The organism is Xanthomonas arboricola pv. juglandis, from assembly GCF_001013475.1.
Lineage (GTDB): Bacteria > Pseudomonadota > Gammaproteobacteria > Xanthomonadales > Xanthomonadaceae > Xanthomonas > Xanthomonas arboricola.
This window is the reverse complement of sequence record NZ_JZEF01000003.1, coordinates 653,211-675,831: the sequence shown is the minus strand read 5'-3', so window position 1 is coordinate 675,831 and position 22,621 is coordinate 653,211. Positions and strand designations below refer to the sequence as shown.

Sequence of the window (22,621 nt, the reverse complement as noted above, 5' to 3'; positions counted from 1 at the left end):
GTCCGCATAGCGTGGGTGTCGATGCTGCAGCGTGCAGACGACGGGCGCCGCGCCGGAATGGTTTCAGTCCATGCCGATCGGCCCGATGCGCGGGCCCGAATGCTACGATCCCTGCGCATGAACCCCGCTTCCAATCTCGTGATGGTCGGCCCGATGGGCGCCGGAAAAAGCTGCATCGGCCGCCGCCTGGCCGAGCGCTTCGGGCTGGAGTTCGTCGATGTGGACCAGGCCATCGTCGAGCAGGTCGGCAGCAGCATCCCGGCCATTTTCGAGCAGCACGGCGAAGCGCGGTTCCGGCAGCACGAGGTCCAGACCCTGCAGACGCTGCTGGAGCAGGACAACAAGCTGATTTCCACCGGCGGTGGCGCGGTGCTGGATCCGCTCAACCGCCAGCGCATCCGCGCGCGCGGCTTTGTGGTGTACCTGCACGTCAGCGTGCCGGCCCAGCTGACCCGGCTGGCGCGCGACCGCAACCGGCCGCTGTTGCAACGCGCCGACCGCGAGCAGGTGCTGCATGCGATGGCCGCGCAACGCACCCCGCTGTACCAGGAGGTCGCCGACCTCAGCCTGGAAACCGATCACTTCTCCCCCGCCGAGGCCACCGCGCAGCTGGTGCTGCGCCTGGCCGCGCAATGGCGCATGTCGAGTACCCCCGCATGACACTTCCCCGTTCCTCGCGCAGCGTCGATGTCGACGGTGCGCAGCCGTACACCATCACCATTGCGCCCGGCCTGCTGGCCGACGGCGCACGCCTGGCCAGCCATGTGCGCGGCCGCCACGTGCTGCTGCTCAGCGACTCGCAGGTGGCCCCGCAGTACGCCGCCGGCGTGCGCAAGGCGCTGCTGCAGGCGCGCCCGGACCTGCAACTGGGCGAGCTGGTGATCGCCGCCGGCGAAGCCTCCAAGACGCTGGACAATTTCGGCGCCGCGATCGCGGCATTGGCCGAGCTGGGCGCCACCCGCGACGCCTGCGTGTTCGCGCTCGGCGGCGGCGTGGTCGGCGACCTAGCCGGGTTCGCGGCGGCTTGCTGGATGCGCGGGGTGGATTGCGTGCAACTGCCCACCAGCCTGCTGGCGATGGTGGATTCCTCGGTCGGCGGCAAGACCGCGGTGGACATCCCGCAGGGCAAGAACCTGGTCGGCGCGTTCCATCCGCCACGCGCAGTGATCGCCGATACCGACACCTTGCACACCCTGCCCGCGCGCGAGCTGCGCGCCGGGCTGGCCGAGGTGATCAAGTACGGCGCCATCCGCGACCCGCTGTTCTTCCAATGGCTGCATGCCGAACGCCGCGCGCTGCTGGAGGGCGATGCCGACGCCCTGGCACAGGCGATCGCGCGCAGCTGCGAGCACAAGGCCGACATCGTGGCGCGCGACCCGCTGGAAAAGGGCGAGCGTGCCCTGCTCAACCTTGGCCACACCTTCGGCCATGCGATCGAGACCGAACAGGGCTACGGCGCGCCCGGCAACGACAACCTCAACCATGGCGAAGCGGTCGCGGTGGGCATGGTGCTGGCCGCGCGGCTGTCGGCCGCGCTGGGCATGAGCGATGCGCAGGACACCGAGGCGCTGCGCGCGCTGCTGCATGACTTCGACCTGCCCACCGACATTCCGCCCGGCCTGTCGCCGCAGGCCCTGCTGGGGCGCATGCGGCTGGACAAGAAGAACATCGCCGGCCGCCTGCGGCTGGTGTTGTGGCGCGGCATCGGCAAGGCCGAGGTGGTACCCGATGTTGACGAGGCGGCAGTGCTGGAGATCCTGGCGGGCTGAGCAACGCCATCACTCACTGTCTCCGGCGCATTCGTAGGAGCGCCCCCGGGCGCGACAGGGCTTGCCGGTAAATCCCGTCGCGCCCAGGTGCGCTCCTACGTCATCCCTGCTTGCCGACGCTCCCTTCGCAAGCGGAGCAACCCGGCGCGCCCACTGCTCCCAGCCTTCAGCACCGCCCGGCTACAATCGGCGTCATGCGCATCCACTTGCAACACGATCCTGGCGGCAACGCGCCGCTCCGCTACGTCCAGTTGACCCTGCAACCGGACTTGTTCGGCGGCTGGGAGCTGCTGCGTGAAAGCGGCGAGATCGGTGGACGCTCGCAGTTGCGACGCGACCAATACCTGCTGCAGGACGAAGCGGACCGGGCCTTCGACAAGGCGCGCGACACCCACCTCAAACGCGGCTTCCAACTCATCACCGGCGGCGCCGACGCGCCGCGCTGAGGACACACCTCCCATGCTCAAGAACGATCGCCTGCTGCGCGCCCTGAACCGTCAGCCCGTGGACCGCACCCCCGTGTGGCTGATGCGCCAGGCCGGCCGCTATCTGCCGGAATACCGCGCCACCCGCGCGCGCGCCGGCAGCTTCCTCGGCATGGCCAAGAATCCCGAGATCGCCTGCGAAGTGACGCTGCAGCCGCTGCAACGCTTTCCGCTGGACGCGGCGATCCTGTTCTCCGACATCCTGACCATTCCCGATGCGATGGGCCTGGAGCTGTATTTCGTCGAAGGCGAAGGCCCCAAGTTCCGCCACCCGGTGCGCGATGCCGCCGCGATCCATCGGCTGGGCGTGCCGGACATGGAAACCGAGCTGCGTTACGTGATGGATGCGGTGCGCCTGATTCGCCGTGAGCTGGATGGCGCGGTGCCGTTGATCGGCTTCTCCGGCAGCCCGTGGACGCTGGCCTGCTACATGATCGAAGGCGGCGGCAGCAAGGAATACGCGCGCATCAAGGCCATGGCCTTCAACGCGCCGGACGTGCTGCATCACCTGCTCGGCACCGTCACCGATGCCGTGATTGCCTACCTGTCCGCGCAGCGCGCGGCCGGTGCGCAGGCGTTGCAGGTGTTCGACACCTGGGGCGGCGTGTTGTCGCCGGCGATGTACCGCGAATTCTCGCTGCCCTACCTCACCCGCATCGCGCGCGAGCTGGAACGCGGCGACGGTGCCGAGCGCACCCCGCTGGTGTTGTTCGGCAAGGGCAATGGGGCCTACGTGAGCGAGCTGGCCGCCAGCGGTGCCGAAGCGGTGGGCGTGGACTGGACCATCGCGCTGGCCGACGCCGCCCAGCGCGCCGGCGGCCGCGTCGCGCTCCAGGGCAACCTGGACCCGGCCACCCTGTACGGCTCGCCCGAGGCGATCCGCGCCGAGGTCGGCAAGACCCTGGACAGCTACGCCCAGGGCAACGGCGGCTCGCGCGAAGGCCATGTCTTCAACCTCGGCCACGGCATGTCGCCCGACATGAACCCGGAACATGTGGGCGTGCTGGTGGAAGCGGTGCAGACGCTGAGCAAGCGCTGATGCGCCGCGTGACCAGCCGCGCGTGATGCGCGGTTGGTCGCCGCTAGATCCGGCATGACGCGCGGTGCGAGGCGATGGTCCATCCCGCATGATGTGATGGACTGATCGCAGTACATGCTTTGAACCCTGGGCCGCGAATGCGCACGTTTTTCTGAGTTCCTGCACATCGGCGTGGGGATAATGCCCTGTCTCCTCGACAGTGGTCGCCATGTCTCAGCCCGTCCCCACCTTGCGCGCCTACGACACCATCAAGCCGCTGCTGTGGCTGGTGTCGCTGGCGATCTTCATGCAGATGCTGGATGCGACCATCGTCAATACGGCGTTGCCGTCGATGGCGCGCAGCCTGCATGAAAGCCCGCTGCAGATGCAGTCGGTGGTCTTCAGTTATGCATTGGCAGTGGCGATGTTCATCCCTGCATCGGGCTGGATTGCGGACCGCTTCGGCACCCGGCGTACCTTCCTGGCGGCGATCATCGTGTTCACGCTGGGCTCGCTGCTGTGCGCCGCCGCGCAGCAGCTGCCGCAGCTGGTGGCGGCGCGCGTGGTGCAAGGCATTGGCGGGGCGATGCTGCTGCCGGTGGGACGGCTGGCGGTGCTCAAGACCGTGGCGCGCGCCGACTTCCTGCGCGCGATGAGTTTCATCGCGATTCCCGCATTGATCGGCCCACTCATCGGCCCCACGCTGGGTGGCTGGCTGGTGGAAGTCGCCTCGTGGCACTGGGTGTTCCTGATCAACCTGCCGATTGGCGTGATCGGTTTCATCGCTGCGCTGAAGATCATGCCCGACCACTACGGCGATGCGCGCCAGCGCTTCGACCTGATCGGCTATCTGATGCTGGCGTTCGGCATGGTGGCACTGTCGCTGGCGCTGGACGGCATTTCCGAGCTCGGCCTGCGCCATGCCTTTGTCATGCTGCTGGCCATCGGTGGGCTGGCCGCGTTGGCCGGTTATTGGTTGCATGCGGCCAGCACGCCAGCGGCGTTGTTTCCGCTGGCCTTGTTCAAGGTGGCCAGCTATCGCATCGGCATCCTGGGCAACCTGTTCGCGCGGGTGGGCAGCGGCTCGATGCCGTTCCTGATTCCGCTGTTGCTGCAGGTCGGCCTGGGCATGAGCCCGATGAATGCCGGGCTGATGATGGTGCCGGTGGCGTTGGCCGGCATGGCGGCCAAACGTGCCGCGGTGAAGCTGGTCGGTCGCTTCGGCTATCGCCGTGTGCTGATGCTCAACACCGTGCTGGTGGGCCTGGCGATGGCCAGCTTTGCCTTGATCGATGTGGGCCAGCCGCTATGGCTGCGGCTGGTGCAGCTGGCCTGCTTTGGCGCGGTGAACTCGCTGCAGTTCACCGTCATGAACACCGTGACCCTGCGCGACCTCGATCGCGAGCAGGCCAGCCCCGGCAACAGCCTGCTATCGATGGTGATGATGCTGGCGACCGGTTTCGGCGCGGCGGCGGCGGGCAGCTTGTTGGCCGCCTTCAACACGCATCTGGGCGACAGCCACGGCGCCACTGCCGCATTGCATGCGACCTTCCTGTGCGTCGGTGGCATCACCTTGTCGTCGACACTGATCTTCTGGCAGCTGGCCGAGACGCGGCCGCACCCCAGGCAGGTGGAAGAAGTCGCCGAATGACACGGCCGCTGCGCCATCGACCAGCGCCGTGCGCCAGCGCAGGGCCGTGCGCGATTTCAACCGCGGCACACGGCTCTAGATCTCATCGCGCGGGCGTTCGCGCCGCAATGCCTCGGCGATGGTGTCGGCCAGCATGTCGCCGGTAAGCGGCTTGCGCAGGAAGCTGTCGAACCCGGCTTCCTGCGCGGTGGGTTCGGCCTCTTCGTCCGAACGTGCGGTCACTGCGACCAGCGGCATGTCGTAACCGAACACGCGCAGCTGCCGCGCCAGGGCGAAGCCGTCCAGCCCGGGCAGATCCAGATCGAGCAAGGCCAGATCGAAGGGGTTGTCGGCCGCTTCGGTCAGCGCGGCCAGCCCGTGTGGCGCATGCACCACCGAGTGACCTTGCGAACGCAGCAGGCCAACGATGACCTCGGCGATGGTGGGGTCGTCTTCCACCAGCAGGATGCGCTGCGGGGCGACCGCGCCCCCGGCGCGCGCCACCTCGCCACCGAGCGTGGCGTTGGAAGCGACCCAGCGCAGCGGCAGATCGACCACGAAGCGCGTACCCGCGCCCAACCGGCTGATCACTTCGATATGCCCGCCCATCGCCATCGCCAGTTCCTGGCAGATGGCCAGACCCAGGCCGCTGCCGCCGTAGCGCGAGGTGGTCTTGGCGCCGTCGCCCTGTTCGAAGCGTTGGAACAGACGCGCTTTCTGGTCGGCGTTGATGCCCGGGCCGGTATCGGCCACTTCGAAACGCAGCCCCTGATACGACCCGAGCGTGGTCAGCTTGAGCCCGACCACGCCGCGCTCGGTGAACTTGATCGCATTGCTGAGCAGGTTGAGCAGAATCTGGCGGATGCGGGTGACATCGCCGCTGGCGGTGATGTCGCCAAGCAGCCCGATTTCCAGGCTGAAACGCAGGCCGCGCTCCTGTGCCAGTGGCGCCATCAGGCCTTCCACCTCGGCCACCAGCTGGCGCACCGAGAACGGCTCCAGATCCAGTTCCAGGCGGCCGGATTCGATCCGCGCCAGGTCCAGTGCATCGTTGACCAGGCGCAGCAGGTGCGCGCCGGCACGACGGATCGATTCGGTATAGCTGCGCTGCTTGTTGTCCAGCGAAGTCTTGAGCAACAGTTCGCTCATGCCCAGCACGCCGGTCATCGGGGTACGCACCTCGTGGCCGAGCGTGGCCAGAAAGCGCGTTTTGGCCAACGACGCCTGCTCGGCCAGCTCCTGCTTGTGCACTGCCAGTTGCCAGGCGTTCAAACGCCGCAGGCGGCGGCGATACAACAACACCGCCGCGGCGATGATGCAGAGCGCGAGCAGGCCCAGAAACACCAGTCCCCACGGCGCCAGCCACCACGGCGGCAGCACCTGAAAACGTAGCGTCTGGCTGGCCGACCAGATCCCATCGGCGGTGCGCCCCTGCACTTCCAGCGTGTAATGCCCTGCTGGCAGCCGCGAAAACTGCCGCTCGCCGCTGGGACCGACATCGATCCAGTCCGGATCGTAGCCACTCAAACGAAAGCGGTAACTGTTGGATTCGGAATCGGCCAGGCTGAGCAGGCGCGCGACGATATGCAGATCGCGGTCGCCGTCCTGCATCGTCAGCGGCTCCTGTCCGGTGATATCCAGACCACGCTCCCCGCGCCGCAAGCCCACGCGTTCGATGATCAACGGCGGCCTGCGCGTGCTGGGACGCATCGTGGCCGGGTCGAACACCACCACGCCGTCGGGCGATGCAGCAACAATCCGCCCGCTACCAGCCTGCACCAGGGTGTTGATCAGCAACTGCTGGTTGGGGAGCCCATCGTGCACCCCGTACACACGCACCAGCCTGCTGCCGGGGTCGATCCGGATCAGGCCGCGTTGACTGGACACCCAGGCCACGCCCCTGGCATCGACCACCAGGCCGTTGGGCGCCACCATCGGAAACTCCTGCTCCTTTCCGACCGTGTCCAGGTGCTTGAGCCGCTTTCCATCCCACAGATACCGCCGGATCTCGCCAGCCAACCCGGTCCAGACCACGCCCCCCTCTCCCAGCCGGAACAGATATGTCGGCAGGGACGGCGTGCCCTCGACGGGGACAAACCGGTCGGCAGCGGGGTCCCAGCGCCGTAGACCGGCGTTATTGCTCAGCCATATCTGACCATCCGGGCCAAGGCGTATGTCCAGGATGGTCAACACCTCCAGTCCATGACTGCCATTGACGATGGTCCGCAGCAGCTGCCCCTCCTGGTTGCGGATTTGCAGGCCATATTCCAGCACCGTCACCCACAGTCGGCCCTGCGCGTCCTCTGCCATCCAGCCCGGTCGGTCCGCAGCACCGTCCGGATCGGGTTCGACATCCTCACGCAACTGCCAGCGTTTGACTTGCCGGGTCTGCGGGTCATACCGGACCAATTTTCCTTCGACGCCGATCCAGACCAACCCGCGCCGGCTTTCAAGCATGGAGTCGGGCGGACGGGCATCGATCTGAGCCACATGCTTCTGCAGTTGGCCGGTTGCCGCATCGAGATACTCCAGCACATGCCGCGAACCAGCCAGCCAGACACCGCCCGCAGCCGAAGACGCCGTCGCCAGCACGGACGGATTGGCCAGCGACTGTGAGTCATCGCCGTGGTGGGCCAGTACCGCAAAGGTGTCCCAATGGGGAGGCAGGTGCCACAGGCCACCTTCGAGCGCCGCAAACCACAGCCCGCCCTCCCGATCTTCGTAGGCTGCAATCCAGTTGCGCCTGACAAGGCCGTGCGCTGACAGGCTGTAGACCGGGACGCTGCTGATCTCGGTTCCTGCGGTGGACAGGCCCAGGCCGCTGTCGGTGTCCAGCCAATAGCGCCCGCTGCGATCGTGCAGCAACACCCCCATGACCCGCCGCTTGCTCACGGCTTTCTGCCATGGCTGGGGCCGCGCCTGGCCATCGGCGCCCACACGGAACGCATCGCCGACCACGTCCGACACCCACAAGGTGTTGCCGCTGTGTTCCATTTGCAGGCGATTGACCGCCTGCGTGGTTCCAGGCAACCGCACCCGTTGAAAATGCGTACCGTCCCAGCGCGCGAGCCCGCCATGGGTTCCGATCCACAATGTTCCGTCGGGCGCGACCTCGAACCCGATCACGCTGTCGGACGGCAGGCTGGTCGGGTCGCTGGGCACGTTGGAAAATCGCTGCATGCTGCCGTCGGGACGTCGCCGATATAGCCCGTGGGCAGCAGTACCAAGCCAGACATCGCCGTTCGGGGTGTTTGCCAGCGCCCACACCGTGATTTCGCGCAGCTCCGGAAACTGCAGGTTCTCCAGCCGCCTGAACGTGCGCGTCTTGGCCTCCAGAAACCCGGCCCCGCCGTTCTCGAACCCCATCCACACCCGATTGTCACGATCGACGCAGATGGTCCAGATCGCGTTGCTGGTCAGCCCTTCTTCCATCCGCCAGATGCGGTAATTGCGGCCATCGAATCTGGCCAGGCCGTCGTCGCTGGCGATCCAGAGATAGCCCTGCTGGTCTTCGGCAAGCTCACTGACGGTGTCCGAGGGCAGCCCGTCGGCGACCGTGACCTGGCTGGGCACCGGCGTGAGCAGCGCGTGCGTGGCCGCCCGTGCAGGTGGCACCGTGGCGCACAGCCCCAGCGACACTGCCGCGATCAACCAATAGGAAAAACACAAAAAAAGGCGCACTGGACAGGCTTCACGACAAGTCGCCGCATAGTGCGGGCCGCACGCGGTGCGAGCAAGCCCGAGCGAGCCTGCCGCGTGGCTCATCCGTTTCCACTTCTCGGCCCGAACCGACGCATGCACGGGGTCTCGATCTGGTTCACCGCTGTTGCATCCGCGCCAGGCGGCAACCGTACGACGGGGCACGCGATGACAGCTCAGTCGACGGCCGGGACGTCATGCGCATCGGCGGCGTCGGCCAGCACACCTGCCAGTGCCTGTGCCAGCAACTCGCCGGTGACCGGCTTGCGCAGGAAGCCATTGCAGCCGGCGGCCATCGCCTGCGGTTCTGCGTCGGCATCGGCACGTGCGGTGACCGCAACGATCGGAAAGCGCACGCCGCGCGCACGCAACTGCGCGACCAGCGCCGCACCGTCGATGCCCGGCAGGTCCAGATCGCACAGCCCCGCATCGAAGCTGCGCGTACTCACCTCGGCCAACGCCGCCAGACCGTGCAGGACATGGGTGACCCGATGACCACGCGTCTGCAGCAGGCCAATGATCACCTGCGCCACGGTCGGGTCGTCCTCGACCAGCAGCAACTGCAATGGCGCCTGTGCCTGCGGCGAGCTTGCCCGTGCAGGCGCAGGCACCGCGGGGAGCGCACTCACCCAGCGCAGCGGCAGCTCGACGACAAAACACGCTCCCTGCCCCAGTTCGCTGCTGACCGTTACCGCACCGCCCATCGCCGCTGCCAGTTCGCGGCAGATCGCCAGGCCCAGGCCGCTGCCGCCATGCCGGGCCAGCGTCACGGCGCCTTCGGCCTGCTCGAAGCGCTGGAACAGGCGCCCGCGCTGTTCTGCACTCATGCCCGGGCCGGTGTCGCACACTTCGATCCGGATGCCTTGCTTGTGGCTTTGCGGCACCACCGCCACACGCAGGCTGACGCTGCCACGCTCGGTGAACTTGACCGCATTGAACAACAGGTTGAGCAGGATCTGTTGCACCCGACTGGCATCGCCATGCAAGGCCGGCGGCAGCGCGTCGTCCAGTTCGCAGGCGAAGACCAGTTGCTTCTGCTCGGCGCTCGGGCGCACCAGCTCGGCCACCTGGCCGATCAGCTGACGCAGATCGAAGTCGCGGTAATCCAACGGCAGCTTGCCGGCCTCGATCCGTGCCAGATCCAATGCATCGTTGACCAGCCGCAGCAGATGCTTGCCGGCCAGCTGGATCGCGCTGGCATAGCCCTGCTGACGGCCATCCAGCGGCGTCTGCAGCAGCAACTCGCTCATGCCCAGCACACCGGTCATCGGCGTCCGCACTTCGTGCCCCAGGGTCGCAAGAAAGCGCGTCTTGGCCAACGATGCCTGCTCGGCCAGCTCGCGTTTGTGCTGGGCCAGCTGCCATTGCGCGCGCATGCGCACACGGCGGCGGTAAGCGGCGGCGAGCAATGCGCCCAGCAGCAGCACAAGCAGGCAAATGAGCGCGATGCCTGTGTCACTGCGCCACCACGGTGGATTGACCGAGAACCGCAGCGAGCGCACCTGTGAGCGATTGCCCAGCGGATCCACCCCCTGCAGCGTGAGTTCGTAGCTACCAGCAGGCAAGCTGGCGAATTCTCGGATTCCCGCGTTGCCCGAGGTCTGCCATTCGGTGTCGAAGCCTTTCAAGAAACTGCGATAACGATTGGACAGCGGGTCGCTGTACGACAGCAGACGGCTGACGATCTGCAGTTGCCGATCTCCAGGGCCAAGCTGAAACGGGCGATCCATTGGCAACGCGATGCGTGCACCATTGCGTAGCACACTGACATGTTCCAGCTGCAGTGCCGGAACAAACGGTGCGATATCGGGCATTGCGGTATCCAGCAGCACGGTAGAGCCATCGCTGGTCGCCCCGATCAGGGTATCGCCCGCCATCAGCAGACAGTGCTGAATGAACTCCTGGCTGGTCAATCCATCGCGTGTACCGATATTGCGTAGGCGTGCCGGCGTCACCGAAGGGTCGATCCGCCATAGCCCGCGCAAGCTGGAAATCCAGACCCTGCCACGCGGGTCGATCCGCATTGCGGACGCGTCGAACCCGGTCAGGCCGTCGGCCTGGCCCACCTGACGCACGCGTACCCAACGTGTTGCGGTTTTTTTCCATTGTTCTGCACCGACGGCCCGATACACCCACACCATCTCCGGCGATTGGCTGGCAAACGCCTGGATCTGCGTCCCTTCCAACCCGGGGACCGGTACGAACTGGTGTGACGCTTCGTCCCAGGCAAACATGCCGCCTTCGCCTGCAACCCAGACACGCCCGTCCGGGCCCTGTTCCAGCTGCTGTACGGCGATATCGCGCAAGCCGTGCAAGTCCTGCTGCGTGATGCGCTGCAAGACACGACCGCTACGCAGATCGCGCTGCTGCAGCATGTCGATGAAGGCCATCCACACCGTATCGCCATGCTCGATGATCCAGTCAGGCGCCGATAGCGCCGACGCCGGTTCGGGGCCATCGGACGGCCAGTGGATGAATTCACCGGTACGCAGGTCCATGCGGGAAAGGCCAAAGCTCAAATTGCCTAGCCAGACACGTTGCAGGCGATCCTCCAGCGCCGACACCAACTCCATGTCCTTGAGTTGCGACGACTGCAACCCTGTCTGAAACGTGTCGCCAGTGCTTGGATCGACGCGCAACAAGCGACCTTCCGCATCGACTTGCCACAAGCCACCAGAACGTGTGGCAGGGGCCAGGTTGCAATAGATGGCATCACCCGTCGGCACCGCGGGTCTGAGCACGGCAGTGCGCTTCCAGTCTGCCGGCAAATACCCAAGGCCGGTGCCATGCATCGGAACCCATAGCCCGCCATCAGCGGCTCCAAGCAGGCCAATGACATTACGGCGTGACAAAGCCCCCTCTCCGCTGAAGGCAGGGACCGGTGGACGCTCGCCGCGGGTCCGCCACAGACCGCGTCCGCTTCCCAACCAGAATTCGCCGTCCGGGGCAGCCACTGCACCCCAGAATTCGTTGCCAGTGCCGAACATCGTCCCCCAGGGAAGCGGCTGCCATCCATCGTCGGATCCCATGACGTGTAACCCCGATTCGCTGCCCAGCCACAGACGGTCCCCCGCCCATTGCAGACCGAAGATGGCAGACTGCCGGTTCGGCTCGTCCGGGACATAGACGCGATGCAGACGTTTTCCGTCGTAATACGCCAGGCCACTGGTGGTTCCGATCCACATCCGCTGCCGGTTGTCCGCCGTGAGATTCATGACCATTGCCTGGTCAAGGTCGCCATCGACCGTACCCAGATCCACCGACGACATCACGCCGGAAGTATCGATGCGAATCAGCGCGCCGGTCGTGGTTCCGGCCCAGATATCGCCGTCGAACGCAGTGATGCTGTAGATCTCGCCGTCCTTCATCAACGGATAGTCAACCGCGCGGTAGTGCCGAAAATGGCCTCGTCCGGCATCCATGACGCTCAGCGTCTTGCCGCAGCCGATCCATATCCTGTCAAGCGCGTCGATGTGCAACGCCTGGATCGCGTTGCAGGGCAACGATGCCGGGTCGGAAGGATCATGCCGCCAGGTCCTGAATCCTGCGCCGTCGTACCGCACCAAACCATCCAGGGTGCCAAGCCACAGATAGCCGGCGCGATCCTGGTGGATCGCAACCACCATGGTCGATGGGAGTCCGTCGCTGGGACCCACGATCCGGAAACGCGGAATCTCCGGAATCTTCGCCGCACAGGGCAGCGCGCCCAGCAGCAAGACCAGCAAAACAGCAAGCGCACGCATGTGGGCATCCTTTCCACGTCCAGCCCGCATGCTCGCAACGGATCGTTGCGAGCGCAAGCCAAGCGCGGTGCAGCGGGATATGTCTAGAATCCGCCCATGACAACCCTCGCCCGCCTGTTGCTGCTTCCCGCCCTGGTCGTGACCAGCCTTGCCGCGACCGCCGCGCCGGTGCGTTACGCGCTGGATCCGGTGCATACGCGGGTGCTGTTTGCGGTCGAACATGCCGGCTTTTCCAAGGCGTTGGGCACCGTTTCCGGAACTAGCGGCACGCTGGTGTTCGACCCGGACGACTGGGCCTCGGCACGGCTGGACGTGACCGTGCCGCTGCGCCGCGCCGACCTGGGCGATGCCAAGTGGAACGAGGCCACCCTGGCACGCAACCTACTCGACGCCGAGCGCTTTCCCGACGCGCATTTCGTCTCCACACAGGTGGAAGCCAGCGGCGAAAACCACGCCAAGGTCACCGGCAACCTGACCCTGCACGGGGTCACCCGCCCGGTCACCCTGGACGTCACCCTCAATGCGCTCAAACGCCATCCATTGCCGCCGTTTCGCCGTACCGCCGGGTTTTCCGCCACCGCTACGCTGAGCCGTGCGGAGTTCGGCATCGACGCGTGGAAATCGATGATCGGCGATACGGTGGAGCTGCGCATCGAAGCCGAAGCCGTGCGCGAAGGCCGCGCCGACGACGACGCGCCGCAACCGCAACCCCAAAACGCACCCACCGCCCCTGACGCTGCGCCCAGCCCGGAATCCTGAGCATGACCCTGAAGAACGTCGAACGCTGGGGCGGTGTCAGCCAGGCCCTGCACTGGCTGATCGCACTGCTGATCCTGGTGCTGGGCATCGTCGGCCTGACCATGGGCGAATTGCCCAAGACGCCGAAATACTTCTGGGTCTACACAGCGCACAAATCGGTGGGCCTGACCGTGTTGGCACTGGTGATCGTCCGGCTGGGCTGGCGCCTCTATGCGGGCGCGCCGCCGCCGGTGGCCGGCACCCCACGCTGGCAGGAACGCATCGCCGGGCTGACCCACTGGCTGCTGTACGCGATGATCTTTGCGATGCCGCTGTCGGGCTGGTTGTACGACTCCACCAGCGGCCTGCGCCCGTTCCGCTGGTTTGGCCTGTTTGCCGTGCCCAAGCTCAGCCCGCCGGACGAACAATTGCGTGCGGTTGCGCACTTCATCCACGAATGGGGCTTCTGGTTGTTGATTGCCGTGGTGCTGGCGCATGCCGGCGCTGCGCTCTACCACCACCTGTTCCAGCGTGACGCCACCTTGGTGCGGATGTTGCCGCGCGGCTGGCTCTCTTCCAAACCCTAAAGGATTCCCCCATGTCGTCCAGGTTGTTCGCCTCTCCCCTGCTGGTCGCCGCCTCCCTGGTGGCCACGTTTGCTGCCGCCCCGGTCCTCGCTGCCGACTACGTGCAGGCGCCCGGCTCGTCGCTGGTGTTTGCCAGCAAGTACGACGGCGAAGTGTTTACCGGCAAGTTCCCCGGTTTCGACACCACGCTGAGTTTCGACCCGGCCAATCTTGCCGGCGCCAAGCTCGATGTACGCATCCCGCTGGCCAGTGCCATCAGCGGCAACAACGACCGCGATTCGACCCTGCAGGGGCCGGACTTCTTCAACGTCGCCAAGTTCGCCACCGCGCGCTACCGCGCCGACAAGTTCCGCGCACTCGGCGGCAACCAGTACGCGGCCGACGGCACGCTGGAACTGCGCGGTGTCAGCAAGCCGGTCACGCTGACCTTCACCTGGACACCCGGCGCGCAGCCGGTGCTGGCCGGCAAGGCGCTGGTCAAGCGCCTGGACTTCGGCGTCGGCGGCGGCGACTGGGCCGACACCAAGACCATTCCCAACGAAACCGCGATCAGCACCAAGGTCGTGTTCAAGGCGAAGTAACGCCACCGGCCGCAACCGGACGCGGCCATTGAACGGCGGACTACCTCGTCGGGTCCGCCGTTTTTTTATGCCTGTCGGCCGGATGACACCGCGCAAAAGTTTCCTTCGAGAACGTAGCGGGCGGCCGCCAAGATTAGTCTGTTAGCCACATCTTGTTGGATGCAGTCAAAAGTCCAGGTCAAACGCTGAATCGGTCGAGGGCGCGGTGCCCTCACCGCTCGCGGGACACACCGTGACCCCGTCCCTGGGGGCTCGGTGGCGGCATCCATGCCGCCACACGGTCCCGCAATCGGCAAGGACACCGCACCAGACAGTTGCCGATTGCTCTGTTGAAAACCATACACAACGACCAGCTCGACTGGTCCCTGTCCACCCACCGTTGCGGGACGTTATGCGGCATGGATGCCGCAGAAGAGCTTGCGAGGACGTACTTGCGGCGTGTCCCGCGATGGTGGCCGGGCAAGGGCCCTGCAGCCAAGCAGCAGATCGGCCGCCTTGCAGCGAAGGCCCAAACATCCGCTCCGCACCAGACCGGCACTACGTCGTTTTCAGCCACTCCAAATCCAAAATCTGTTGCGTACGGGGGGCGAACACACCGCTTCATCGCGTGCCGGCGTTCAACCACTCTCGCAACCGCAGGCTGTCGAATGGCCAGCCCAGCTCGCGCCCGTGCGCATCGCGCAGCACCGGCACGCGCTCCCCATAAGCGGCCTCAAGCGCCGCATCGCCGTCGATGAAGACACTGCCGAACTCGCCTGCGCGTGCCTGCGCCAGCACTTCCACGGCCTGGTCGCACAGGTGGCAATCGTCGCGCTGATACAGGATCAAGGCCATCGGGAAATCTCATGCTGCGCTGCAGCCGTGCCGCAAGCGCCGACCGACTAGAATAGCCGCCTTTACGCTCACCTCTCCGGCAAGCATGGCTGTCAGCACGTTCGACCTGTTCAAGATCGGCATCGGTCCGAGTTCCTCCCACACCGTGGGGCCGATGCGCGCGGCAGAGCGCTTCGTGCATCGTTGGCTGCTGGATGCCGGCCGCCTGCAGGATGTGGTGCGCATCCGCGCCGAAGTCTTCGGCTCGCTGGCCCTGACCGGCCGCGGCCATGGCACCGACAAGGCCGTGCTGCTCGGCCTGGAAGGCCACCGCCCCAACCTGATCGACCCGGACATCATCCCGGCCACGCTGGAGCGCATCCGCACCAGCAAGCGCATCAACCTGATGGGCCAGCACGTCGTCGCCTTCGACGAAAAGCGCGACCTGCCGATGAACAAGCGGCAGAAACTGCCCTACCACACCAACGGCATGCGCTTTACCGCCTACGATGCCGATGAAGCGGTGATCGCCACGCGCGATTACTACTCGGTCGGTGGCGGCTTCGTGGTCAACCAGGACGATGCCGCCGACGACCGCATCGTGGCCGACGAAACGCCGCTGCCCTACCCCTTCCTCAGCGGCGACGAACTGCTCGCGCAGTGCGCGCGCAGCGGCCTGAGCATCGCCGCGCTGATGTTCGAAAACGAAAAGAGCTGGCGCAGCGAGGACGAGATTCGCGCGGGCCTGCGCGAACTCTGGAGCGCTATGCAGTCCTGCGTGGAGCGCGGCATCCGCCAGGAAGGGACGCTACCGGGTGGCCTGAACGTCTCTCGGCGCGCACCGGCGTTGTACCGCGAGCTGTCGTCCAAACCGGAAGCGGCGATGCGCGATCCACTGACCACACTGGACTGGGTCAATCTCTACGCACTGGCCGTCAACGAGGAAAACGCAGCCGGTGGCCGCGTGGTCACCGCGCCCACCAACGGCGCAGCCGGCATCATCCCGGCGGTGCTGCATTACTTCGACCGCTTCTGCCCCGGCGCATCCGAGCAGCGCATCTTCGACTTCCTGCTCACCGCTGCGGCCATCGGCATCCTCTACAAGGAAAATGCCTCCATTTCCGGCGCCGAGGTCGGCTGCCAGGGCGAAGTGGGCGTGGCCTGCTCGATGGCCGCCGGTGGCTTGGTCGCCGCGCTGGGCGGCAACCCGGGGCAGATCGAAAACGCCGCGGAAATCGGCATGGAACACAACCTGGGCCTGACCTGCGACCCGATCGGCGGCCTGGTGCAGATCCCGTGCATCGAACGCAATGCAATGGGCGCGGTGAAGGCGATCAACGCCAGCCGCATGGCCATGCGTGGCGACGGCAAGCACAAGGTGTCGCTGGACAAGGTCATCAAGACCATGCGCGACACCGGCCGCGACATGCAGGACAAGTACAAGGAAACCAGCCGCGGCGGCCTGGCGGTCAACGTTATCGAGTGCTGAGCCGGGCGCGGGCCCAGGCCGCGCCATGTATTGCAGTCGCTCTCCAGACATCGCCAAACTGGGCAATGCGTCCAACGGCAGCGCCCGCCGATGCAGTCGCATGACAGCGCTGTACGTCCCCACCACATGCCGCCGTGTACCGTTTGACGCTGGATTCCGACGGAGATCGCGATGCGACAGCTTGCCTGCACTCTCGCCCTGGCCCTGGCCTGCGGCCCATTGATGGCACAGGAAACCAGCTACGGCCCGCGCCTGGAAGGCTTCGACTACCCCCATCCGGTCAAGACCTTTGCGTTCACCTCGCAACGGCAGCCGCTGGAAATGGCGTACCTGGATGTCCCGCCCACCGGCAAACCCAACGGGCACACCGCCGTGCTGCTGCATGGCAAGAATTTCTGCGCCGCCACCTGGGAACAGACCATTGCCGCGTTGAGCACCGCCGGCTACCGCGTCATCGCGCCTGACCAGGTGGGCTTCTGCAAATCCAGCAAGCCGGCCGCCTATCAGTTTTCCTTCGCGCAACTGGCCGACAACACCCAGGCGCTGCTGAAAAAGCTGGGTATCGAACGTGCGGTGGTGGTCGGCCATTCGATGGGCGGCATGCTCGCCATCCGTTACGCGCTGATGTATCCGCAGGCCACCGAGCACCTGGCCTTGGTCGACCCGATCGGCCTGGAAGACTGGAAGGCCGAAGGCATTCCGTGGCGCAGCGTCGACGCCTGGTACGACAACGAACTGAAGATCAGCTTCGAGCGCATCAAGAAGTATCAGATGGAGGTCTACTACGCCGGCCAGTGGAAGCCCGAGTTCGAACGCTGGGCGCGCATGCAGGCCGGCATGTCGCTGGGCAACGGCAGGCAGGCGGTTGCCTGGAACCAGGCGCTGACCTACGACATGGTGCTCAACCAGCCGGTGGTCTACGAACTACCCAAACTCAGCGTGCCGACCACGCTGTTCATTGGTCTCAAGGACCGCACCGCGATCGGCAAGGACACCGCACCGCCGGAGGTCAAGGCACGTGTCGGCGATTACACCAAGCTGGGCAAGCGTGCGGCCGAGGCGATTCCGAACGCGAAGCTCGTCGAATTCGCCGACCTCGGACATTCGCCGCAGGTGCAGGACCCGACACGGTTCAATGCCGCGTTACTGAAGGCGATTGCGCCGTAAGCAGCACCGACGGCAGCGCACTGGCATGACCAAAGCGTCTTCGAAAGCTGCAGCTCGCGGACAAGCGAGCTGCAGTTGGATGCGTTTGCAACGTGCAGGAAGGGCAACAGGCCATCCGTGCAGTCAATGACGGAATCGATTGCACGCGCACCACAGCCGCTCTCAAGCAGAGCCGGCGCTTCGCCATTTGATCAACCCGCTACCCAGCCACAATCCGCAATACATCATCCAGCAACGCCGCCGCCGTCACCTCGGCACCCGCGCCCGGCCCCTGGATCAGCAATGGCTGCTGGCGATAGCGATCGCTGCTGATGGCGACACGGTTATCGGTGCCGGCGCCGCCGGCCAGCGGGTGATCCAGCGCCAACTCGCGCAAGCCGACGCTGGCACCATGCGCATCCACGCGGCCGACGAAGCGCAGGCAACGCCCCGCGGCACGTGCCTGCTGCCAGCGCGCGCCGACCACCGCATCCAGCGCGCCCAGCTGCGCATCCAAGGCATCGAGCTGCAGCCGCGCAATGCTTGCGGGCACCAGCGATTCCACATGCACCTGTTCGGCTTCCAGCTGCCAGCCCGCCGCGCGCGCCAGGATCAGCAACTTGCGCCGCACGTCCTCGCCCGACAGATCGATGCGCGGATCCGGCTCGGTATAGCCGGCCGCCATCGCCTCACGCACGCAATCGGAAAACGCGCCATTGCCGTCGTAGCGATGAAACAGCCATGCCAGCGATCCGGACAACACGCCTTCGATCGAATGGATATGGTCGCCGCCCGCCACCAGCGCGCGCACGCTGCTCAGCACCGGCAACCCCGCTCCCACGGTGGCGCTATCGCCGTAGTGCGCACCGCTGGCGTGACGCGCCGCGTGCAAGGCCTGCGCCCGCGACAACGCGGTACCCTGGCCCAACTTGTTGGCAGTGACCACATGCACGCCGCGCAGCAGCCACTCCGCATGCCAATCGGCAACGACCTCGCTGGCGGTCGCATCCACCAGCACATCGCCGGCACGCAAGGCAGTGGTTTCCGCCCAGGGCTGCAGCACGGCCTGGCCACGCGGCGCGGCATTGGCCTGTTGCAAGGCCTGTGCGGCGCTGGTGCCGCAATCGTGGGCAATACGCGAGTTGGCCAACCAGTCAAAGCGCGGCAACTGCAGCTGGCGCTCCTGCAGCGCGGTGTAGCGCGCCACGAACGCGCGCCCCACCGTCCCGGTGCCCAGCAAGGCCAGCCGTGGTGTCGGCGTCACCGCTGCCGCCGAAGCGCGGCGCGAAACAGGCAGCACAGTGCTCACGCGTCGACCTGTTTGCGGCTTGCGCTGGTCAGCGTCGCTTCGGCACGCGCCAGGCCGGCGCGCAGATCGATCAACAGGTCTTCTGCCGATTCGATACCGATCGACAAGCGCAGCAGGCCATCGGAAATCCCGGCCGCAGCGCGGGCTTCGGCGGTCATCGCCGCATGCGTCATCGAGGCCGGATGTGCGATCAGGCTTTCCACACCGCCCAGCGACTCGGCCAGGGTGAAATAACGCAGGCCATCGACAAACGCGCGCACTGCGGCTTCGCCACCGTCGAGCTCGAAACTCATCATCGCGCCGAAGCCCTTCTGCTGGCGCGCAGCCAGTGCATGACCCGGATGCGCAGCCAGACCGGGGAAATACACCTGGTTGACCACCGCATGCCCGTCCAGCAGCTCGGCGATGGCGTCGGCGTTTTCCTGGTGCACGCGCAGGCGCGCATCCAGCGTGCGCAGACCGCGCAAGGTGAGGAAGGCATCGAACGGCGAACCGGTCAGGCCCAGCGCATTGGCCCACCACACCAACTGCTGATGCAGCTCGGCATCGCGCGCGACCACCGCACCGCCCACCACATCGCTGTGACCGTTGATGTACTTGGTGGTGGAGTGCAGCACCAGGTCCGCCCCGAACTCCAGCGGCTTCTGCAGCGCCGGCGACAGGAAGGTGTTGTCCACCACGGTCAATGCGCCAGCCTTCTTGGCCGCCTCGATGACGAAGCGCAGATCGGTGATGCGCAACAACGGGTTGGACGGGGTTTCGATCAGCACCAGCTTGGGCGACTGCGCCAGCGCATCGGCCAGCGAACGCGGGTCGGTGAGGTCGGCGGTGATCAACGCGAAGTGGCCCTTCTTGGCCAGCGCGTTGAACAGGCGCCAGCTGCCGCCGTAGGCATCGTGCGGCACCACCAGGGTATCGCCCGGCTGCAGCAACGCATTGAGCACCAGGTTGATCGCGCCCATGCCGGTGGAGGTGATCACCCCGCCCGCACCACCTTCCAGCTCGGCCAGCGCTTCGCCGAGCAGATCGCGGGTCGGGTTGCCGCTGCGCGTGTAGTCGTACTGGCGCTTGTTGCCGAAACCATCGAAGGAGAAGTTGGACGACAGCACGATCGGCGGCGTCACCGCACCATAGGCAGTGTCGCGATCGATACCGGCGCGGACGGCGGCGGTGGCAGCGGTACAGGGGGCGTCGGCGGGGTCACGAAAGCTCATGCGGTTTCTCCGGTGATGCGAAGGGCAGTGGCGAGGATCGCGTCGATGCGATCGATTTCTTTCAGGAAGGCGTCATGGCCATACGGCGAGCGCAGCACGCGCAGACTGCCGCGCGGCCCCAACCCTTCGACCAGGCTGACCAGGTCGGCCAGCGGCACCAGGCGGTCGCCCTCCACCGCAACGACGACGGTGGGCACGCGCACCTGCGCCGGGTCGATGCGATGCAGGTCGATGGATTCGGACAGCCGCAGGTAGGCGGTCACCGGCGTGCGCGCGACGTACTGCGCGCCGGCGGCATCCAGGTAGTCTTCGGCGGCCACGCGCACGCGGCCATTGATCACTTCCGGCGGCGCGTCGAAGCGCTCGCTGAATTCTTCCGGGGTGCGGTAGCTGAGCATGGCGAACTGCCGTGCCAGCGCCAGCCCATGGTTTTCGGCGCATTGCAGCTGGCCCAGCGCCACCGCGCGGCGCTGCAGTGCACGCCAGGCGGCGGCATACGGATGGGCGCGATGCGCGCCACTGACCGCAACCAAGGTACCGACACGGGCGGCATGGCGGGTCGCGAACTGCAAGCCGACCAACGCACCGTACGAGTAGCCGACAAAGCCATGCAAACGCACGATACCCAGCGCATCCAGCAATGCGGCGATCGCATCGGCCTGGTCGGCGGTATCGATCGGCGCATCCAGCGTGCCATCGGCACCGAGAAAATCGAACGCCAGCAGGCGGCGCGATGCCGGATCCAGCGCGCGGCCGGCACCCACCAGGCCATCCACCCAGCCCTTCTCGGGGAACAGGTCGCTGGCGGCCAGATGGCGGTGCGCGGAAATTCCGCCGGCCACGAATACCACCGGCGCATTGGCGGCGCCGATCAGTTCATAGCGCAGCCGCAGCTCGCGCATGCCGGCATGGCGCATCGGCAAGGCAATGACAAGCTCGCCGCGCACGGCAATCGAGCCGTCATCGGTGGCGGCGGGTGTATCGGCGTATTCGGTCGGTGTCGGCGATGCTGTATTCACGAGGCTCATGGCGATATCCGGGGTGGATCGGCCATCGAGCTTCGCGGGAGCTCGCGTTCGACGTGCGCAAGGCACGATTCGAACCATCTTTCGGCGGACGCGGAGATCCCCGCAGGATTTGGCACCAAACGCGGGCGCTTGCGCGCTCCGCTGGCTGCCCCGGCATCAAAGGGCCTGTCCCTCCGCCGGTCTCGATGGTGAGGCTAAGATGCCACCGCTTTTTTGCGATGTCAATCTCTTCATGCGGATGGAAAGATATATTTTCATCCGATACCACTGCGGCCTGTGATGGACCGCATACTTGAGGCCCCTTCGTTCGAGCCGATCGCGTGCCCCACCACGTGTCCCGCAGCGCCTTGCCCGCCCTCGTCGGGCCTTTCTTGCTCGCGATTCTGGTGTATGCCGCACCCGCCAACGCGCAGCAACGCTGGCATTGGCCCGGTGCCGCAAACACGACTGCGAGCTCGCCAACAATCGCAGCGGCACAGACGGCGCCCGCATCTTCCGGCACCGGCCCGTCGCTGCAGTTGGAGTGGCAGGCACCGGCCTACCTGGCCTGGGTCAGCAACCCGCTGGCCGGGCCCGCGCAGGTGCAGCTGAGCGCACCGCCCAGCGAGGATTACCGCGCCGTGCCGCAGTTGCCGCTGACGGTGCAGCTGGCTGCGCACGAGCGCCGCCTGCTCGTCCGGCTGTATCCGGCCAGCAACCAGCGCAGCCTGGGTGGGCTTGGACTCAAGCTCGACGTGGTGCCGGGCGATCCGCAGGCCCGCCTGCAGCAGCAAGTGCGTTACCAGCTCCCGTTTCGCGATGCGCCGATCCAAGTGGACCAGGGCTTTGGTGGGGCCTTCAGTCATGCCGATGCGCCCAACTGGTACGCGGTGGACTTCGCGCTGCCGCAGGGCACGCCGGTGCTGGCAGCGCGCGCGGGCACGGTCATGGAGGTGCGGCGCGATGTCATCGAAGGCGGCCCGCATGACCAGGCCGCCGGCGCCGGCAACCTGGTGCGGGTGCTGCACGCCGACGGCAGCATGGCCATCTATGCCCACCTGGCACCCGATGGCGTTGCAGTACGCCCAGGCCAGGTGGTGCGCACCGGCGAACGCCTGGGCGCCTCGGGCAGTACCGGCTTCAGCACGGCCCCGCACCTGCATTTTTCGCTCCAGCGCAATGCGGACATGCGCCTGATCTCGTTGCCGTTCCGGATGCTGGGCCCGCAGGGCGAGTTGCAGTTCCCCTCGCCGGCACCGTGAGTGGCGGCGCCCGGGAGCGCCAACCTGCCGACCGGAGAGCCCCTGACCGGCGCTACAGAGGCCGGCTGCGGCGAAGCCGCTATAATCTCCGGCTTCCTCAGTTTCCGCAGGCGTCCGACCGGGCGCGCTCA

17 protein-coding genes and 1 riboswitch are annotated in these 22,621 nt (G+C 66.4%); of the genes, 11 read left to right on the top strand and 6 right to left on the bottom strand.

Translation table 11 applies throughout. The features are described from left to right. Nucleotides 1-117: 117 nt before the first annotated feature. The 5 genes from XARJCFBP2528_RS13590 to mdtD all read left to right on the top strand — a co-directional run bounded on the left by XARJCFBP2528_RS13590 (nt 118) and on the right by mdtD (nt 4,923). Nucleotides 118-660: a shikimate kinase gene (locus XARJCFBP2528_RS13590; RefSeq protein ID WP_047124792.1), complete on the top strand. Its 543-nt coding sequence runs from the start codon at nt 118-120 to the stop codon at nt 658-660. Beyond that, nucleotides 657-1,769: a 3-dehydroquinate synthase gene (gene aroB / locus XARJCFBP2528_RS13585; RefSeq protein ID WP_039813451.1), complete on the top strand. Its 1,113-nt coding sequence runs from the start codon at nt 657-659 to the stop codon at nt 1,767-1,769. Before XARJCFBP2528_RS13590 ends, aroB begins: the two co-directional genes overlap by 4 nt. A gap of 194 nt (nt 1,770-1,963) precedes the next feature. After that, nucleotides 1,964-2,215, top strand: coding sequence for a WGR domain-containing protein (locus XARJCFBP2528_RS13580; RefSeq protein ID WP_006449079.1), 252 nt, complete (start codon nt 1,964-1,966; stop codon nt 2,213-2,215). A gap of 13 nt (nt 2,216-2,228) precedes the next feature. Next, complete coding sequence (hemE, locus tag XARJCFBP2528_RS13575) at nt 2,229-3,293, top strand: uroporphyrinogen decarboxylase (protein WP_047124791.1); 1,065 nt, start codon at nt 2,229-2,231, stop codon at nt 3,291-3,293. A gap of 208 nt (nt 3,294-3,501) precedes the next feature. Continuing rightward, complete coding sequence (gene mdtD / locus XARJCFBP2528_RS13570; protein ID WP_047124790.1) at nt 3,502-4,923, top strand: multidrug transporter subunit MdtD; 1,422 nt, start codon at nt 3,502-3,504, stop codon at nt 4,921-4,923. Nucleotides 4,924-4,998: 75 nt separating this feature from the next. On the opposite strand, the gene XARJCFBP2528_RS13565 is transcribed toward mdtD, so the two are convergent. Both XARJCFBP2528_RS13565 and XARJCFBP2528_RS13560 read right to left on the bottom strand, forming a co-directional pair. Continuing rightward, a complete protein-coding gene (locus XARJCFBP2528_RS13565; RefSeq protein ID WP_374057761.1) occupies nt 4,999-8,571 on the bottom strand; it encodes a hybrid sensor histidine kinase/response regulator in 3,573 nt (1,190 codons plus the stop codon). Nucleotides 8,572-8,777: 206 nt separating this feature from the next. Then, nucleotides 8,778-12,344: a hybrid sensor histidine kinase/response regulator gene (locus XARJCFBP2528_RS13560; protein WP_016904745.1), complete on the bottom strand. Its 3,567-nt coding sequence runs from the start codon at nt 12,342-12,344 to the stop codon at nt 8,778-8,780. A 96-nt stretch (nt 12,345-12,440) separates the two neighbouring features. On the opposite strand from XARJCFBP2528_RS13560, the gene XARJCFBP2528_RS13555 reads away from it, so the two are divergent. From XARJCFBP2528_RS13555 to XARJCFBP2528_RS13545, 3 genes are read left to right on the top strand one after another with little or no spacing between them, the layout of a single operon-like run. Next, nucleotides 12,441-13,103 (top strand): YceI family protein, encoded by a 663-nt coding sequence (locus XARJCFBP2528_RS13555; protein WP_016904746.1) that lies wholly within the window; start codon nt 12,441-12,443, stop codon nt 13,101-13,103. 2 nt (nt 13,104-13,105) lie between these two features. Further along, nucleotides 13,106-13,669 (top strand): cytochrome b, encoded by a 564-nt coding sequence (locus XARJCFBP2528_RS13550; protein WP_016904747.1) that lies wholly within the window; start codon nt 13,106-13,108, stop codon nt 13,667-13,669. A gap of 11 nt (nt 13,670-13,680) precedes the next feature. Then, nucleotides 13,681-14,250 (top strand): YceI family protein, encoded by a 570-nt coding sequence (locus XARJCFBP2528_RS13545; protein WP_016904748.1) that lies wholly within the window; start codon nt 13,681-13,683, stop codon nt 14,248-14,250. Nucleotides 14,251-14,850: 600 nt separating this feature from the next. Here XARJCFBP2528_RS13545 and XARJCFBP2528_RS13540 read toward each other — a convergent pair. After that, entirely contained in the window at nt 14,851-15,084 is a 234-nt protein-coding gene (locus XARJCFBP2528_RS13540) for a glutaredoxin family protein (RefSeq protein ID WP_016904749.1), read from the bottom strand. 85 nt (nt 15,085-15,169) lie between these two features. Here XARJCFBP2528_RS13540 and XARJCFBP2528_RS13535 point away from each other — a divergent pair, with 85 nt between their 5' ends. Continuing rightward, complete coding sequence (locus XARJCFBP2528_RS13535; RefSeq protein WP_039526094.1) at nt 15,170-16,552, top strand: L-serine ammonia-lyase; 1,383 nt, start codon at nt 15,170-15,172, stop codon at nt 16,550-16,552. Nucleotides 16,553-16,723: 171 nt separating this feature from the next. Then, complete coding sequence (locus tag XARJCFBP2528_RS13530; protein WP_016902750.1) at nt 16,724-17,719, top strand: alpha/beta fold hydrolase; 996 nt, start codon at nt 16,724-16,726, stop codon at nt 17,717-17,719. Between the two features lie 199 nt (nt 17,720-17,918). Here XARJCFBP2528_RS13530 and XARJCFBP2528_RS13525 read toward each other — a convergent pair whose 3' ends face one another. The 3 genes from XARJCFBP2528_RS13525 to metX are packed head-to-tail and all read right to left on the bottom strand — an operon-like array spanning nt 17,919 to nt 21,249. Further along, entirely contained in the window at nt 17,919-19,007 is a 1,089-nt protein-coding gene (locus XARJCFBP2528_RS13525) for a homoserine dehydrogenase family protein (RefSeq protein WP_026064382.1), read from the bottom strand. Beyond that, nucleotides 19,004-20,221: an O-succinylhomoserine (thiol)-lyase gene (locus tag XARJCFBP2528_RS13520; RefSeq protein ID WP_016902752.1), complete on the bottom strand. Its 1,218-nt coding sequence runs from the start codon at nt 20,219-20,221 to the stop codon at nt 19,004-19,006. The genes XARJCFBP2528_RS13525 and XARJCFBP2528_RS13520 overlap by 4 nt, the downstream gene beginning before the upstream one ends. Beyond that, complete coding sequence (metX, locus tag XARJCFBP2528_RS13515; RefSeq protein WP_016902753.1) at nt 20,218-21,249, bottom strand: homoserine O-succinyltransferase MetX; 1,032 nt, start codon at nt 21,247-21,249, stop codon at nt 20,218-20,220. Before metX ends, XARJCFBP2528_RS13520 begins: the two co-directional genes overlap by 4 nt. A gap of 71 nt (nt 21,250-21,320) precedes the next feature. After that, nucleotides 21,321-21,441, bottom strand: a riboswitch (SAM riboswitch). A 128-nt stretch (nt 21,442-21,569) separates the two neighbouring features. Here metX and XARJCFBP2528_RS13510 point away from each other — a divergent pair. After that, entirely contained in the window at nt 21,570-22,490 is a 921-nt protein-coding gene (locus XARJCFBP2528_RS13510; RefSeq protein WP_026064383.1) for a M23 family metallopeptidase, read from the top strand. Nucleotides 22,491-22,621: the final 131 nt, after the last annotated feature.